The 15,637-nt window shown below is 71.3% G+C and carries 12 protein-coding genes; 5 read left to right on the top strand and 7 right to left on the bottom strand.

What is annotated here, in order from left to right; all coding sequences use genetic code 11:
* The first annotated feature begins 382 nt into the window (after nucleotides 1-382).
* Both Q0444_RS06755 and Q0444_RS06760 read left to right on the top strand, forming a co-directional pair.
* Complete coding sequence (locus Q0444_RS06755; RefSeq protein WP_299022408.1) at nucleotides 383-1,333, top strand: type IV toxin-antitoxin system AbiEi family antitoxin domain-containing protein; 951 nt, start codon at nucleotides 383-385, stop codon at nucleotides 1,331-1,333.
* Entirely contained in the window at nucleotides 1,330-2,253 is a 924-nt protein-coding gene (locus tag Q0444_RS06760; protein ID WP_291083777.1) for a nucleotidyl transferase AbiEii/AbiGii toxin family protein, read from the top strand. The genes Q0444_RS06755 and Q0444_RS06760 overlap by 4 nt, the downstream gene beginning before the upstream one ends.
* A 15-nt stretch (nucleotides 2,254-2,268) precedes the next feature.
* Here the strand turns inward: Q0444_RS06760 and Q0444_RS06765 are convergent, their stop codons facing one another.
* The 5 genes from Q0444_RS06765 to eccCa form a co-directional block, all read right to left on the bottom strand.
* Nucleotides 2,269-2,646, bottom strand: coding sequence for an IS110 family transposase (locus tag Q0444_RS06765; protein ID WP_291083780.1), 378 nt, complete (start codon nucleotides 2,644-2,646; stop codon nucleotides 2,269-2,271).
* Between the two features lie 494 nt (nucleotides 2,647-3,140).
* Entirely contained in the window at nucleotides 3,141-3,434 is a 294-nt protein-coding gene (locus tag Q0444_RS06770; RefSeq protein WP_291083783.1) for a WXG100 family type VII secretion target, read from the bottom strand.
* Nucleotides 3,435-3,466: 32 nt separating this feature from the next.
* Nucleotides 3,467-3,787, bottom strand: coding sequence for a WXG100 family type VII secretion target (locus Q0444_RS06775; RefSeq protein WP_291083786.1), 321 nt, complete (start codon nucleotides 3,785-3,787; stop codon nucleotides 3,467-3,469).
* A 129-nt stretch (nucleotides 3,788-3,916) separates the two neighbouring features.
* On the bottom strand, nucleotides 3,917-4,735 hold the full coding sequence (locus Q0444_RS06780) for a hypothetical protein (RefSeq protein WP_299022387.1): 819 nt from the start codon (nucleotides 4,733-4,735) through the stop codon (nucleotides 3,917-3,919).
* Nucleotides 4,732-8,766, bottom strand: coding sequence for a type VII secretion protein EccCa (eccCa, locus tag Q0444_RS06785; protein ID WP_299022390.1), 4,035 nt, complete (start codon nucleotides 8,764-8,766; stop codon nucleotides 4,732-4,734). The genes Q0444_RS06780 and eccCa overlap by 4 nt, the downstream gene beginning before the upstream one ends.
* Before the next feature lie 193 nt (nucleotides 8,767-8,959).
* Between eccCa and eccD the strand changes: the two genes are divergently transcribed.
* Nucleotides 8,960-10,495: a type VII secretion integral membrane protein EccD gene (eccD, locus tag Q0444_RS06790; RefSeq protein WP_299022393.1), complete on the top strand. Its 1,536-nt coding sequence runs from the start codon at nucleotides 8,960-8,962 to the stop codon at nucleotides 10,493-10,495.
* Nucleotides 10,492-11,877 (top strand): type VII secretion-associated serine protease mycosin, encoded by a 1,386-nt coding sequence (gene mycP / locus Q0444_RS06795; protein ID WP_291083801.1) that lies wholly within the window; start codon nucleotides 10,492-10,494, stop codon nucleotides 11,875-11,877. The genes eccD and mycP overlap by 4 nt, the downstream gene beginning before the upstream one ends.
* A gap of 24 nt (nucleotides 11,878-11,901) precedes the next feature.
* On the opposite strand, the gene eccB is transcribed toward mycP, so the two are convergent.
* Nucleotides 11,902-13,365: a type VII secretion protein EccB gene (gene eccB, locus Q0444_RS06800; protein ID WP_299022400.1), complete on the bottom strand. Its 1,464-nt coding sequence runs from the start codon at nucleotides 13,363-13,365 to the stop codon at nucleotides 11,902-11,904.
* A 118-nt stretch (nucleotides 13,366-13,483) separates the two neighbouring features.
* On the opposite strand from eccB, the gene Q0444_RS06805 reads away from it, so the two are divergent.
* Complete coding sequence (locus Q0444_RS06805; protein WP_299022403.1) at nucleotides 13,484-15,145, top strand: type VII secretion protein EccE; 1,662 nt, start codon at nucleotides 13,484-13,486, stop codon at nucleotides 15,143-15,145.
* Here the strand turns inward: Q0444_RS06805 and Q0444_RS06810 are convergent.
* The coding region (locus Q0444_RS06810) for a DUF695 domain-containing protein (RefSeq protein WP_291083810.1) at nucleotides 15,099-15,637 on the bottom strand (539 nt) is incomplete at its 5' end. The genes Q0444_RS06805 and Q0444_RS06810 overlap by 47 nt on opposite strands.

The raw sequence follows: 15,637 nt of genomic DNA on the forward strand, positions 1-15,637 counted from the left end.
GACACCGCCGAGCGTAGGGACGCGCCGCGGTTGTGGCACGGGATGCCATCGCCGGGATCGGAACTGTCGACCCCGGACCGCGTCGTGGTGTAGCCCCCCGCACGGCCCGGCCGACCACCGCCGATGGGCGACGAACGGGCCGAGGGCCGCCGCCACTTCGGACTCGCAGACCTCAGCCGCGGCCGACCTTCTCTGACCACCGACACCGGCACCGGCCCGAAGACGGAAGTGAGCACCGATGAACTGATGCAACTACCCGCCTGATCACCATCGAAGGATCAAAAAAACAGTGACACCACTTTCAGGGGCTTGACCAGTTGGCACGATAATCACTTCGGGCGTAGCGAAAGTGCATCAGATGTTGTACTTTCGTGCCGTGCCCATGAATGATCGTGTCCGTGCCCTCGTGGGGCTTGCTGCGGAGCAGGATGGGCTAGTGACGAGCAGACAGGCTCGGTCGCAAGTCGGCACCACTCCACAAGATCTCAAGCGACTAGCTGATTCCGGAGTGCTGGAAAGACTCCATCACGGGATCTACCGCCTCACCCGCCTTCCCAACGACGAGCATCTCAATGAGCGTCTTGCATGGATGGCGCTCGACCAGAGCACGGTGAACTGGGAGCGGCTCGATCAGGCTGTACCCACGGGGGTTCTGTCCCATCGAACAGCGGCGCGGCTTCTGCACCTGGGCGATCTGGATGCGGACGAAGTGGAGCTTTCCACCACCCGCAGAATCAGACTGACTATCCCCGGCGTGGTGACCCACCGGGCCGAGCTAGAACGCCACGACTGGCAGGTAGTCGACCGACTTCCAGTGACGACAGCGCTCCGCACGATCCGCGACCTGGCCGCCGCGGCGCTAGACGCCGGACACCTTGCCTCGATCGTCCGTGACGCCCTCATCCGCGACCTGAGCACAGTAGATGAAGTCACGGAGACACTCTCGCCCTTCGCTTTCAGTTACGGCCACCGAGCGCTCGACGGCCAAGGGTTCCTCAACGCCCTGATTGCCGAAGCTGGTGTATCCACCACCGCACTGGCAATGGCGGACATCGTGCGCAGACAGTCAGCTGTCCCAATCAGCCAGTGGGCCAGCACGGCCCAGGGGCTGAATCCGATGATCTCCGAGCAGCTCACACGCCAAATAACTCAGCTCAGCACAGCCTCGGCACGCGCGCTACGGGACGAGATGAGTGGTGTGCAACTGCCCTCCATGCCGGACGTCAAGTTCACCGCCGCCGACAACGCCCGACTCTCAGAGGCGTTCAAAACAATGGATGCAACGGCTGGGGCCAGAGGCGCCCTAGAGCGCTTCTGGGAAGGTCGCCAGTGAGCCCGGCCGCGAGAACGCCCGCAGCCGTCCGGGCATCGGTGACCGACCGATTGAAAGCCCAGGCCCGCCAACAAGGCCAGAACGACCAGAGAGCGCGTCGCCGCTTCGTGATGTCCCGTTTTCTAGCCAGGATCTTCGACGCTGACCCCTACGGATGGGTCCTCAAGGGCGGCGTCGGCATGATGGTGCGCCTACCGCACGCCCGCTACAGCCACGACATCGATCTTCTGGTCACCGACGAGACAGTCGATTCCATTGACGAACTCAGTCGTATCGCCCGCGACCACCATCTAGATCACTTTCGCTTTGAACTCACTCGCCCGCGACGAATCGCTGGCGACAAAGGCACGACCGTTACCGTGACCGCCTCCCTGGGCGGACGACCATTCGACACTTTCTCGATCGATATCGTCACCAGTCGACGTCCGCTCGTCGGGGCTATCGAACGCCACCCACTCCCCCGGCTCATCGACACCGACGACTTCACACCCGAGGGAACCGTCCAGCTCTACCCACTCGCCGATCAGATTGCCGACAAGCTGTGCGCTCTGTACGAGACGTTCGGCCCGACTCGTCGCCCATCCGGACGCTTCCGTGACCTCGTCGACCTGCTTCTCATCAGCGCATACCTGCCAATCGATCTCGAGCCGGCAGTTGCCGCCGTAGAACGAGAGCGACACCTTCGGAACATCTCCGCCATGCCCGACACCGTCGTCTCACCGGGACCCGCATGGACGACGCAGTGGACTGCAACCGCCAAAAGTAGCCCCCTCACCACCGAGCACTATGACCTCGACACCGCACTCACCGACGCCGGCCGCTGCTACAACAGGATCCTCCAATCACTCCCCTCTGCTGACACACCAGCCGTCTGGGAACATCGCACTTCCCAATGGCGAGAGAACTTCAGCCAGCAGTGAACCGCCTGTCCGAATTCAGGGCGACAGTCCGCCCCGTCGTACGGTGCCAGGCCTTGCGGCCGCATCCGCCAGCTCGGCTTGCTGCGTGCGCCGCTCCGCGCGTCTACGTTCGACGTATGAGCGGGTGGCCGGATCGTGGGCGATGCGGGTCAGGACCGCCATGTGCAGGGCGCGATTGAGTCGACTATCCCCGCCGCGATTGAGCCGGTGCCGCACGGTGTTCCCGGATGATGCGGGGATGGGATCGACGCCTGCGAGCGAGGCGAACGCAGCCTCGGATCGCACTCGATCGTGATGTGACCAGACGGTCAGGCAGACGGCGGCCGTCACAGGCCCCACGCCGGTCTCACTTGGCAATGACGCGGCCTGGCTGGCCTTGACGAGCTCGGTCATTCGGGAACTTTGGCGGCGAGTTGCTCGTCGAGTTCGGCCACGCGTTTGGCGAGACGGATGGCCTCGCTTCGGGCGATGGCGACACCGAGGCCCTCATCACGTGCACGCCACCGGGTGATGGTGGCAAGCTGCGTGCCTGTCAGCGCTCGGCGGGCGTCGACGCCGAGATCGGCGATACGCAGCAGCGCGATCCGTGCGTAGATGGTGACGGTCGTAGGTCATACGGTCAGCGGGCGGCCACAAGGATCCGCAACGCGGCTCGTACCCCGTCAGCCATGCGCGGACGGCGCAATTGGCGCGAGGCCCACTAAATCGCGCGAGCCATCCCCCGGAGGAGGTGGGGAATCGGGCGGTGTCGACGCCGGACCGCGTCGTGGTGTAGCCCCCCGCACGGCCCGGGCGACCCCCGCCGATGGGCGACGACCCCGGCCCCGCGCAGCGCGGGGCGGGGCCGTCGGAGGGCTGCGCGGAGCTGCCTGCCCGTCGCCTGCGGGTCAGCCCCAGCCCTGGGCGGCGCGGCGGTCGGCGTCGGCCATGCCCTGGTTGCCGTGGCTCGCCGCCCGCGAGATCTCCGCGAGCATCGCCTGCAGCGCCGCCGCGGCCTGGTCCCAGTCGCTCTGGTGTGCCTGGTAGGCGACCGCGGCGTCGCCCTCCCACTCGGCGACGAGCGGAGCGAGATACGACTTGAGGTCGTCGAGCGTCGTGCGCAGCGCGGTGGAGGCCGAGCCGACCTGGCCGACGAGCGACTCGATCGGGCCGTGGTTGTAGGTGATCTGCCCTGAGCTCATGATGATTCTCCCGGTGATGGTGAGGTGCGGTGTCAGATGTTGAGCGGACCGGAGGCGCCGGCCCGGACGATCATCTGGGCGGAGTCCTGGTCGGCGGCGTCGAACGACGTGCTGTTGGTGCGCATCGTCTCGGAGATCCCGGCGAGCGCCGAGTTGAGCTTCGCGCTCTGCTGTTGCCACTCGGCCATGATCGCGGCGAACCTCGACTGGGCGGCACCCCGCCACACCGAGCCCCCGAGCTGGGATACCGAGTCCCTGACGTTTCCGAGCAGTCGATCGATCTCCAGATTGACGTCGTCGACCCTCTTGGCCGCGGTGTCCATGGTCCCGATGTGGGTGTTGAAGCCCGTCATCTGGTCCTCCCCTGTGGTCCTGCGGAGTCCTGTTCTGGCTCCGTCACAGTGTTCGACGCACCCCGGCGACCGATCGGTTCCACCTCCCCGGAACTTCTTCCCGGTGCGCCGGTCCCGACCCGATCCGATTCAGGCGCCGGAGAAGAGCCACAGAGCCGCCTCCACGGGCGCCAGGTCGGGCACGACGTAGGACACCAGTCGAACCTGATCACAGGCGTCCACCACCCTCTCGGCGTTGTGACCCCGCGCCAGGACCTCGGTGGACCCGGTGCCTGCTTCGCGCCGCCCGTGACGCAGGGCGGCCACCGCGTCGAGGACTCGCGACACCTCGTCGTCCCGCACCGAATCCAGGCCGGGGTCCCACCGGTGCACCACGGCCCGGTCGACCAGATTCAACCCTCCGCGCGTGCGTTCGACCAGACTCACGGTCGTGAGCGTCAGGCAGGATTCGACGCATACCGCCCAGCGGGCCGACGACGAGGGAAGCGCCTCCGCCGTCACCAGGGCGGAACGCACGATCCGGGGCGACACCCCGAGCGAGCTCGCCGCGGTCGCCACCCGGGCCGTCCGGGTGGCGCCCCAGTTGCTCGGGACGAGGAGGACCGCGTGGTCCCCCTCTTCTGCCCCCGCCCACCGCAGGGCCCGGGACACCGGCGCGGCGAGCAGTTCCGTCACGGGGACCGAGAGCCCGGCCACGTCGAGCCGATCCCGGTGAGCGGCCGCGATCGGATCCGCCAGGCACCGGTCCGGATACCGGGCCGCCACCGCATCGACTCTCTCCGAGCATTCGATACGGTCGCCTCCTGGTGGCAGCGCGGAGCCGTCCGCCCCCGCGACCACGGAGGCGGGGGCCACCACCGAGGAGAGAACCGCCGAGGCCGAAACCGACGCCACCGCCAGCCCGGAACAGGAGAGGTCGACCGCGACGGTCGCTCGGTGATCGGTCACGGCTCGGACAACGCGGTCTGGACGAGTTGCACGCCTCGATCCCGCGTGACCAGACGGCCACGGCCCGCGGGCAGCGGGGCCGGGCGGACGCCGCCGAGCAGCGGGCCCTCCTCACGACTGCCCGACATGATGAGTCCGGCGCCGCCCAGGTCCCGGATCCGGCCGACGACGACGTCGTACAGCGCGCGGGAGGCGCCCGCACTGCGCCGGGCCAGCACCACCGAGAGACCGATGTCGCGGGCGTGCGGCAGGAACGGGGCGAGCGGGGCGAGCGGGTTCCCAGCCGGCGTGACGACCAGGTCGAGGTCGTCGACGAGCAGGTGGATGCGCGGCCCGCTCCACCATGAGCGGGCCCGCAACTCCTCGGGGGTGACGTCTGCGCCCGGCATCCGATCGTCGAGGATCCGGACCAGGTGGTCCACCATTGGCACCAGAGAGGTCTCGGTGGCGGCGTATCCCGCGAGGTGGTCCCCCGCGATCTCACCGAGCATGGTGCGGCGGTAGTCCACCAGGATGAGTTTGGCGGTCTGCGGGCTGTTACCCGACACCAGACCCCGGGCGATGGACCGCAACACCGAGGTCTTGCCGCACTCGGCGTCGCCGAAGACCAGCATCAGCGGGTCGGCCTCCAGATCCGCGTAGACCACCTTGAGGTCGGCCTCGTCGACCCCGAGCGGGACGCGGGTCCGGGCACCGTCGGGGCCCGGCCTCGACAGGCTGGCGACCTGTGCGTACGGCAGGACCCCGGGGAGCATCCGGACGGGAGCCGCACCGGCGTCGCCGAGCATGGCCCGCCACCGCTGCGCCAGGTGCAGGGCTGCGGAGGCGGTCGCGTCGGCGATCCCCTCGGGGTCGACCGACCCGTCGAGCCTGGGTTGATACACGAGCATGTGGTTGCGCTCAGCGGTGAGACCGCGCCCCGGGTCGGCGGGCACGGTCATCGCCACCCGCCTGTCGATCATCGAGTCGGTCGGATCTCCCAGCCGCAACTCCACGCGGGTGCCCAGCGCGTCGCGTAGCGCCGGCCGCAGGTCCGCCCAGCGTGCGACCGACAGAACCACATGGACTCCGTAGGACAACCCGTTCGCCGCGAGACCCAGGACGAGCTGCTCGAGGTCCTCGAACTCGGTCCGGAAGGCCTGCCACCCGTCGATCACCAGGAGAGTGTCGGGGTACTCCGCCACTCGTCGGCCGTTCCTGTCGGTCGTCCGACGTCGCGCCTGGTCCACCGACGTCACGCCCGACTCACGGAACACGATCTCTCGGCGCTTGAGCTCCGTATCCACCTCGGCGACCGTGCGTCGGATCCTCTCCTCCTCGCCGCGCCTGGCCACCCCCCCGACCTGTGGCAACCCGGCCACCGACTGCAGCAGACCGCCCCCCAGGTCCACGATGTACATCGAGAGCCGGTCGGGCGCGGTCGTCGCGGCCGCAGACAGCACCAGGGTGCACAGGGTCGTCGACTTCCCCGACCTGGTCCCACCCACCACGGCGACGTTGCCGTCGGCGCCGGACAGATCCACGTGCCAGGTGTCCCGGCGCTGTTCGAAGGGCAGGTCCACCTCCGCCAGCGCGAATCGCAGGGTGGGCGGCAGGTCGCCCCCCGCCCCGGAGGGCTCGATTCCGACGGCCGCGTCCAGCGAGGCCCCCTCGCCCAACGGTCGAAGCCACACCTCGTGGGCGGGCCGACCGTGCCCGGAGAGCCGAGCGACCAGCACGTCGAGCAGGCTCGCCGCGTCGTCCCGGTCCCCCTGACCTGGCCCGGTCACGGGTCCGGACGACTTCCCGGCGACCTCGCCGGCGCCTAGGCCGCGGGCCGCCGGGACCGGTGAGGGTACGGGCATGTACCAGGATGAGAACGCCCGCACCGCGGCGCGGGCCACGGGAGTGGCCACGGAGGAACCATCGAGCCGTCGGTCCTCCCGGTACGGGCCGGAGACATAGGCGGCGTCGAACCGTACGGGGTCGCCGGCGTCGACCTTGAGGTAGCCCGCCCCGGGGGTGGCGGGCAGGTGGTAGGCGTCGGTCACACCGAGGACCGTGCGTGACTCCGTCGCGGAGAACGTCTTCAGCGCGATCCGGTAGGACAGGTGGCTGTCGAGTCCCCGGAGACGTCCCTCCTCCAGCCGCTGGGACGCCAGCAGGAGATGGATGTGCAGGCTGCGGCCGAGTCTGCCGATGGTGAGGAAGAGCTCGGCGAACTCGGGTTTGGAGGACAGCAGCTCGGAGAACTCGTCCACCACGATCACCAGGGCGGGAAGCGGGTCCAGAGGGGCTCCCTTTGCCCGCGCGGCTTCGTACTCGCCGACGTTGGCGTAGTTGCCGGCCGCGCGCAGCACCTCCTGGCGCCGGGTGAGCTCGCCCTCGAGCGCATCCCGCATGCGGTCGACCATGGTCATCTCGGCCTGCAGGTTGGTGATCACAGCCGCCACATGTGCCAACGACTCCAGACCGAGGAAGGTCGCGCCGCCCTTGAAGTCCACCAGGACCAGGTTGAGTGCGTCCGGGTCATGAGTCGCGACCAAGCCCAGGACCAGCGTGCGCAGGAACTCCGATTTTCCCGAGCCTGTCGCGCCGATACACAGTCCGTGTGGACCCATGCCGCCGTGCGCCGCCTCCTTGAGGTCCAGTTCGACCGGAGCGCCGTCCGGACTCACCCCCACGGGAACCCTCAGTCGGTCGCGGCCGCCCCGCCTTCTCCACGCCACGGCCGGGTCGACCTGGGTGGCCAAGCCGATTCCCAGCAGGTCCGGCAGACCCGGTGTGCGACGGGTCGAGGTCGAGCCGTCGGCGTTGGTCACGGTGTCGGCGGGCCGGTACCGGGCCAGCGCCATGGCGACCCGCTCGGCTTCGGGCCGACTCATCGTGTCGACCCGCGCGATCTCCTCGTCCCCGGATTCGGTGCGGACCAGGGCGCGACGGTCGTCGTCGACCCGGATGCACAGTCCCCTCCGCAGCGCGAGAGCGCGCAGCTGCCCGGCTCGGCTGCCGGAGACCTCGATCACCGTCACCGCGTCGAGTCCGTCTTCGGCGAGGAGACGCTCGGCGCCCGTGACGCCGACCCCGTCCACGACGACGACGAGGTGCCGCACACCCGGACGGAGGGGCTCGCTCGGGGAGAACGAGGACCGCTCCGCCAGATCGGAGGCGAGCATCGACTCCACACCGGCCAGCGAGAACTCGGTGAGTCGCACCCGTCCGCCGCCGTCGGTGTAGGTCGGGTGTTGGTGGTGCGGGAGCCACTTGAGCCATTCCCAGGCCTGTCGGGCGTGACCCTCGCTCGCTGCGACGGCCAGCCGGACGTGGTCCGGTCCGTGGGAGACCACGAGACCGGAGAGCATCGCGCGGACGGCGGAGCGCACCACGTCGACGTCGCCGTCCAGGGAGATCGCCGGGAACGCCCTCAGCTCCAGCGCCACGGGAAGGTCGTCGACCACCGAGTGCACGCGGACAAAGCGTTTCATGCTCACCACGGAGACCGGCTCGAGGTCATCCACAGGGCCGGTGTCGGGCACGGACAGCCTGGTCGCCAGGCTCTGCCGACCGGGGCCCACGCGGACGGTGAGGTACTCCGGGTCGTCCCTCCCCCGCTCCCACATCCGGGGCGTGCCGATCAGCGACGGAAGCTCCACCGGATCCGGGTGGCGCCACAGGGCCCTCGCACGCTGGGCGGCGGCGGTCTCGCGGACCGCGTCGCGGGTCTGGCCCAGGTAGCGCAGGTAGTCCTTGCGCAGTTCGTCCGTCTCGGCGGTCGTGTTCCCCCCGGACAGCGTTCCGGCGAGCACGCCCACCGCGGACACCGCCATCATCACCGGGAACAGCAGGAACATCGGGTTGCGCATCATTCCCGTGCGCATCATTACCACGACCATGCCGCCCACCGCGACGACCATGACGACCGGTAGCAGAATCTGGACGAGGGACCGCGGCGTCGGCCTCGGGAGGACTGGCGGCGCCTGCAGCGTCAGTTCACCACTCGGCTCGGGTGGTGGCTCGAGCCTCTCGGCAGGCGTGAAGACCACGTCCCCCATGCCAGGCAGCCTCCTCGTCCGTCTCCCCGCTTCTCCCGTTGCCGGCGAGGTGGCGACCCCGTGAGCGCGCACCGCCGTCGACAATGGTCGCCGTATCGATCACGGATGCTAGGCCAGCGCACGTCCCGGCGGGTACGCCACCCGGACGGGTCGGCATCCGGTGGGGACGGCGAGTCGAGCGGGAGGACCGGGTGTGACGGAGCAGAGCGGAATGGGGATCGCGGCCGGCGTGGAACCCTTGGACCAGCGGCGTGTGTCGATCGTGTGCCGCAGGACCCGGGTGGATCTCAGCCTGCCCGCCCACCTCGAACTCGTCGCGGTCATCCCCGAGGTCGTGGACCTGGTTCGCAACCATGTCCGCACGTCCGCCGGGCCGGCCACGGGCATCGACGTCGACGCCCGGATGGGCGGCGACGCGGGTGGCTCCTGGCAGCTGTCACGACTGGCGGGCGGGCCCCTGGCCGTGTCCGAGACGCTGGCCCAGCAACGGGTCCACGACGGCGAGATCCTCATACTCGATCACCGGCCGGTGCCGACTCCCGCGCCGCTGTTCGACGACGTCCTCCAGGGGCTCACCGATCCGGAGGTGGCGCGCTCGCCTGCATGGGCTCGAGCGGACGCCGTGGCCTTCGCCACCGCGACGACCGCAATGGCGGCGGCGGCCTCGGCGGTCGCCCTGACCGTGCAATGGTGGTCCGGGGGTGGAGCCCTTGTCCCTTCCGCCGGAGCGCTCCTGGCGGCCCTCGGCCTGACCGCGGTGCTGGCGCTCCGCACCACATCCGCCCCGGTTTCCGCTCATGCCGTCGCAGGATCGTGTGCCGTCGGGTTCACCATCCTCGCCGCGTCGACCGTCAGCGGTGTCCCTCCCGGTGCCGGCCACCTGGTGGGCGGGCTGACCGCGGGCGCGGCCCTGTCGGGAGTTCTTCGGTTCACCGTGTTCCGGCCCGGGCCCCCTCGCGCATACGGTCTGGCGTCGGCGTACCTCGCGTCGACCGTGGCGCTGTCGGTGGGAGCGATCGCCTCGACGGTCGTCGCATCCAGCCGGATCCCTCTCCATGCCGTCGGCGCCGGCACCGTCCTCGTCGGCCTGCTTCTTCTGACCGCCGCGCCCCGTGTCGCCGTCTCGGCGGCTCGCATCCCGATCCCGCCCGTCCCCGCGCCGGGTGGCGACGTGGAGGCCGGCGATCTCGAGGACATCGACCACGACATCCGCACCCGGGACTCCGATGACCCACGTTCCGGCGGGCCTCTGCCCACCCCGGCGGTGCTGCGCCACCGGTTCCTCACCTCGCGGTCCTGGCTCACCGGCCTGCTGGCGGCCGCGGGCGCGGTCTGTGTGGCCGGGTCGCTCATCTCGCTGACCGGGGGGCCCGGGTCCACCCGATGGGCGGCGCCCCTGTCCCTCGTCCTGTGCGTGGTCCTGATCCTGCGCGGGTTGGGCTACGCCGATCGTGTGCACACCACGGTGCTGCTCGTCTCTGCGCTCGGACTGTCGGCCGGCGTGCTCATCGGCGCGGCCGTCGCCCAGCCCTCACCAGTGGCGGTGGTGGTCCCCGCCTCGGTCGCCGTCGCCGGCGCAGTCGTCCTGGCGTCAGCGGCGCTCCCCCATGTCGACCTCTCGCCCGCGTCGTTGCGCGCAATCGGCACGATCGAGGGGATCTGCATCTGCATCGTCGTCCCCCTCGCGGTGGGTGCCATGGACGTGTACTCCGTCGTCCGCCATCGATGAGGACCGTCCGACCGGTCTCTCTGCTCGCCGTGGGAGCGATCCTCGGAGCGCAGATGCTCGGCGCTCCCCTCGCGGCCTCGCTGGAGCGGCCGGCGATCGACGGTCCCGTTCCCGACGCCGGAGTGCTGGACCCGCGTGCGACCGGGCCCGACGAGCTGCGCCTCGCCGGTCCCTGCCGGACGACCGCGGCCGTCCTCGACCCGGCCGCACGTCCTGCCCACGCAACGGCCGCGGACCTTCACGGGGCATGGATCCACGGCCGCGGGGAGGGACAGGTCGTGGCCGTCATCGACACCGGAGTGAACCCCGGGCCCCGACTACCGCGGGTGCGAGGGGCCGGCGACGTGGTCCGCGGCGGCAACGGCACCGAGGACTGCGACGCGCACGGCACCCTGGTCGCCGGTGTGCTGGCCGCCACCGAGGACGCGACCGGGCACTCGGGGGTCGCGCCCGGCGTGGAGATCGTGTCGATCCGCCAGTCCAGCACCGTCCTGCGCGCGACCCACCGGGACGCGGGTGACCCGGCGGTCGGATCCGGCGTCGGCACGCTGTCGACTCTCGCACGGGCGATCCGGACGGCCGTGGACGCGGGGGCCGGGGTCATCAACATCTCCGAGGTCGCGTGCGTGCCCGCGGGAACGCCGTTGGAGGACGACACCCTCGGCGGCGCGGTCCGCTACGCGGCCGTGGACCACGACGTGGTCCTGGTCGCGGCCGCCGGCAACGTCAGCCAGGCCTGCGGCGACCAGAACCCCGGCGTCCCCGACCCCACCTCGCCCGGTGACGACGGGTGGAACGACGTGCTCACCGTGGCCTCCCCCGCGTGGTACGACGACCACGTGCTCACCGTCGGCGGGGTCGACGCCGACGGGGCACCCACCGATTTCACGCTCCGGGGCCCGTGGGTCGACGTCGCGGCACCCGCTGCCGGGTTGAGGTCGGTGGGCGCCGACGGGGCCGGGATCTCGGACTTCGTGGTGGAGGGGGACGGCTCACGGACCCCGATCAGCGGCACGAGTTTCGCCGCCCCGTTCGTCGCCGGTACGGCCGCACTCGTCCGCCAGGCCCACCCCGGACTCACCGCCCGCCAGGTCATCGCACGCATCCAGAACACCGCGATCCCTGCGGCCGGCGGGCGCGACTTCACCGTCGGCCACGGGGTGGTGGACCCGGTGGCCGCCGTGACGGGGGTCCGCAGACCCTCCCGCCGTGCTCCGGCGACCACGTCTATCGCCGCCCCCACCCCCGACCCCGGACCGGCGGGTGCAGGCGCCGGTGCGGTCGTGGCGGCCGGCTCTCTCACGATCGGGACGATCGTGCTCGTCGTCGTCGCCTTGTTCCACCGGCGTCACCTCCGACCCGGACAGGACGGACGTCCCTGACTCCGCACGCGCCGACGTGACGACTCACCCCACCGGTGTCTCGTACCCCGCGGGCCCGGGTGGGGCGCGGCGGGGGCGGCCGAGCGCGGCCTCCCTGTCCAGCGGGGGTCCGGGGGGTACCCGGCCGGGGGTCCCGCCGCCGCCCTGGGCCGGCGTCCCGCCGATGCCGAGCATGCCGGCGGTCTCCGCGTCGGGGACGTCGAATCGCACGCCCGTGTCGGAGACTATCGCCGTCACCGGACTGCGGGTCGAGGTCCCACGACCCGCCGCTGCCACCAGGAGGCCGCCACCCGGGATGCCGACGGCGTCGACGGCGGGCCCACCTCCGTCCGACCCCGCGACCGGACGAACCTCGCCCGGGCCCGGCTCCGCAGCGCCGGCGACCAGTGTGACCCGCCGACCCGCGGCATCGGCCCCGGTGGAGTCCCGGACGCACAGCACGGGCGAGTCGCCGGTGTCGAGCACCTCCGGACGCTCGGTGGGAAACGCCTCGACGTCCAACGCCGTCGAGTGCGGGACCCCCATCCGGTCCGGATCCACCGATGCCACGGACCCCACCGTCGTGGTGGACCGGATCACGTCGGCCACCACCGGGCCGACCTCCTGCACTCCGTCGGCCAGGGCGACGTAGATGCGCGTCCCGGAGGCCGTGTCGACCGTGAACACCTGCCCTATCAACAGTCCATCGAGCCCGTAGTCCACCGGTTCGCCGGCCATCTCGATCACCGGGCGCGCGACCGGGTCGACCTCGGGGAGCGGATCGATCAACGCCGCCGTGACCGGTCGCGGGTCCACCCCACCCAACCCGAGGATCGACAACAGGTCTGCGTCCTCCAGGTCGATGCGAGCGCGGGTACCGTTCCCGAGCAGCCAACCCGCACCGTCCTGGCTCGTCAGGGCGATCTCGTTCGCGGCGGTGTCGCGGCCGGCACCCGCCACGCCCTCTCGTGCGACGACACTCGTCGAGGCGACCCGCGGCCTGCCGCGGTCGGCGTCGACGACCACGTCGCACACCGTCCACGACACCGCCGCCGCACCGGCTTCGTCCCGTTGGGCGGGGAGAGCCGAGGGGGCGCCGGGGATGCCGAGCAACCCCCCGCGTCGGGTCCCCGCGACGTCGGTCTCGCGGACGATGTCCGGGTCGAGGGGCCGACCCAACACGAGACGTGCGGACGCCAGGTTGAACACCGGGTGGACCGCGTCCCCGACGCGGACGTACATCTGCCCGGACTCGCGTCCCACCATGATCATCGAACGATCGACATCCGGCGCCGGGTCGAGCAGCGACAGGACGGCGGCCCCCGCGCATCCGAGGACTGCCGCGACCACACCCACGGTGAGCCCGACGGTCTGGCGCCGGAGCGGATCGTGCAGCATCCTGACGTCCCGGGCGACAAGGGCGTGCCGGGCCCGGCGGGACAGGAAGCGATGCCCGTCCACCTGCGCCTTGGTCGTGGGCTTCAGCGGCACGGCCTGGTCCCTTTCCACGGATGTGACACCCCGCGGCGGGGAGCACCGGGGGTAGGGTACGCCAGGATCCGGGCCCCGTGGCCGGTCTTCCCCGGCGCCCCTGCGCGCCACACGTCCAGGTGAGGAGGGTGGGTCGATGACGTCTCCCACGCCGTCTCCCACTGCACTCCCCACGTTGCCCGCGCTCGTCACTGTGCTCGTGTTCTCACTGGTGATCACCGTGATCGGCCCGCCTCCGTGGCAGCCGTGGGCCCAGTTCGTCGCGGCCGGACTGATCGCCTGCGCGTTCACCCTTCGCCGACAGGGTCGTCCGCTCGTCGCCCGCCGGGCTCGGCCCCGCCGCACCGCGGTCGACGTGGTCGACCTCACCGGCCCCGACCTCTCGCTGGTCGGCTGCGTCGAGGGTGGCCGGGTGGTGACCACCGCCGTGGAGATCACCGCGGGATCCCTGGTGACCACCGAGGTCGGCCGCGATGATCCAGCGGGGTTCCACGGTGTCCGGCTCCCCCTGGCCGCGGTGGCGCGGCAGCTCGACCAGGGCGGGGTCATGCTCGAGGGGATCGACGTGGTGGTGCACGGTCGCCGCGCGGCGACAGGAGCCGACGGCGAGGTGTACAGCTCCCTCGTGGGTCCGCTCGCCCTGATCTCGCACCGGCGCGTCCACGTGTTCCTGCGATTCGACCTGGGCCGGCTCGCGACGGCTGCCCCTCCGGACACGGTGGGCTCGTTCGACCACATCGTGGCGGTGGCCACCGAGCGACTCCGGCGGTCGCTGGTCCACCACGGCGTCCCGTGCCGGGTCCTCGACGCCGCCGAACTCGCCGAGAGGTACCTCGAGGCCGAGGCCGAGGCCGCCCCCGGCGTGGGCATGGTCATACGGCCCGGGGCGGATGCGCGGAAGGTCATCGACGGCCTCGCCGCAGTGCGCGCCTCGGACATCACCGAGGTGATCCGGATCCGCCGGGTCGAGGGCCGCCACGACGTGGTCGATGTGGTCGCGACCGTCGGGCTGGTCGGGCTCTCGGCGGGGTCCCCAGCCGAGATGCCCACCGCGTGTGACCCCCTACCGTCCGCACAGGTGTTACCGATCCCCGGCCAATCCCTCCCCGATGCGGTGGCCGGGTCGGTCATCCGGCGCCGGATCGATCAACTCGACGCGCTCGCCCCGCCCGCCCACGGGGCCGGTCAGATCCTCGGCGCCACCCGAACCGGGAGCGCCTCCGCCCTCCAGTTGGCGGGGCCTCACCTGCGGTCCGTCCTCCTTGCCGGCCGGCCTGCGCTGTGCCGTCAGGTGGCATTCCGTGCAGTTGCCGCGGGGTACCGGGTCGCCGTGGTGACCGACCTGCCCGACCGATGGCGCCCGCTGTCGCGAATCGGTGACGAGAGCCGATTCCGGATCGTGGAGCCCGGGGCCTCGGATGCCGGTGCCCCGGTCGACGCGGTGTTCTGGGACGTCGACGGGCCGCTCAGCGAAGGACGGATCGATGCCCTCGCGGGCCCCGGGGGTCCGGACGTCACACCGCCCACCGTCATTCGTGTGGACGCCGACTGGGGCATCGATCACCGAGCGGACTCGGACGCTGCGGGAGCCATCGCCCGGTCGTCCGTGGCGCCGCCGGACCTCGTGCTGGACGCCCGGATCGAGGGGTGGATCTCGGTGGAGCCACGCGCCGGGGACGCCCATCGGGTGACCGTGGTGCACGGTCCCGGCGAGGAGGGGTTCGTGGGCCCGCTCGTGGCACCGGAGGACCTCACACCCGCAGGTGCTGCACCTCCCGCCACCCCGGGTCGTCGGTGACCGTCAGGGTCACCGGGCCCTGGTCCCACCCGGACGCGGCCACGCGGAGCTGCTCGTCGGCCGGGGTGGTGGAGTCCACGTAGAAGTGCAGCAGGCGCTCCCCCGCGCAGCTCTCCGCGCCCACGCACTCGCCGTTGCCCTCCAGCCGCTCCACCAGGTGGTCCTCCAGGTCCCGGAGGCCGGGCAGCGACCGGGCCCCCGGCAGCCCCCCGTCCTCGACATCCGTATAGGGCACGCGGACGGCGACGTGGCGGTCGAACTCCGGGGCCGAGAGCGCCACCAGCGGCACCCGCACCATGGCCACCAGCGGGCCCCGGTCGGTGTCCCCGTGCAGGATCTGCCACGCCGGCGCGCCGGTCTCGTCCCGGTTGTCGCGGGCCAGCTCGCGCAGGATCCCGGGCAGCTCCGCCAGCGGCACGGCGTCGTCCCCCGGGGCCATGGCGTTGGGGCGGATCCTGCCCACCCACGTCTCCACCGCGGCCTCGCCGCACA

This window comes from uncultured Dietzia sp., assembly GCF_937873725.1.
Lineage (GTDB): Bacteria > Actinomycetota > Actinomycetes > Mycobacteriales > Mycobacteriaceae > Dietzia.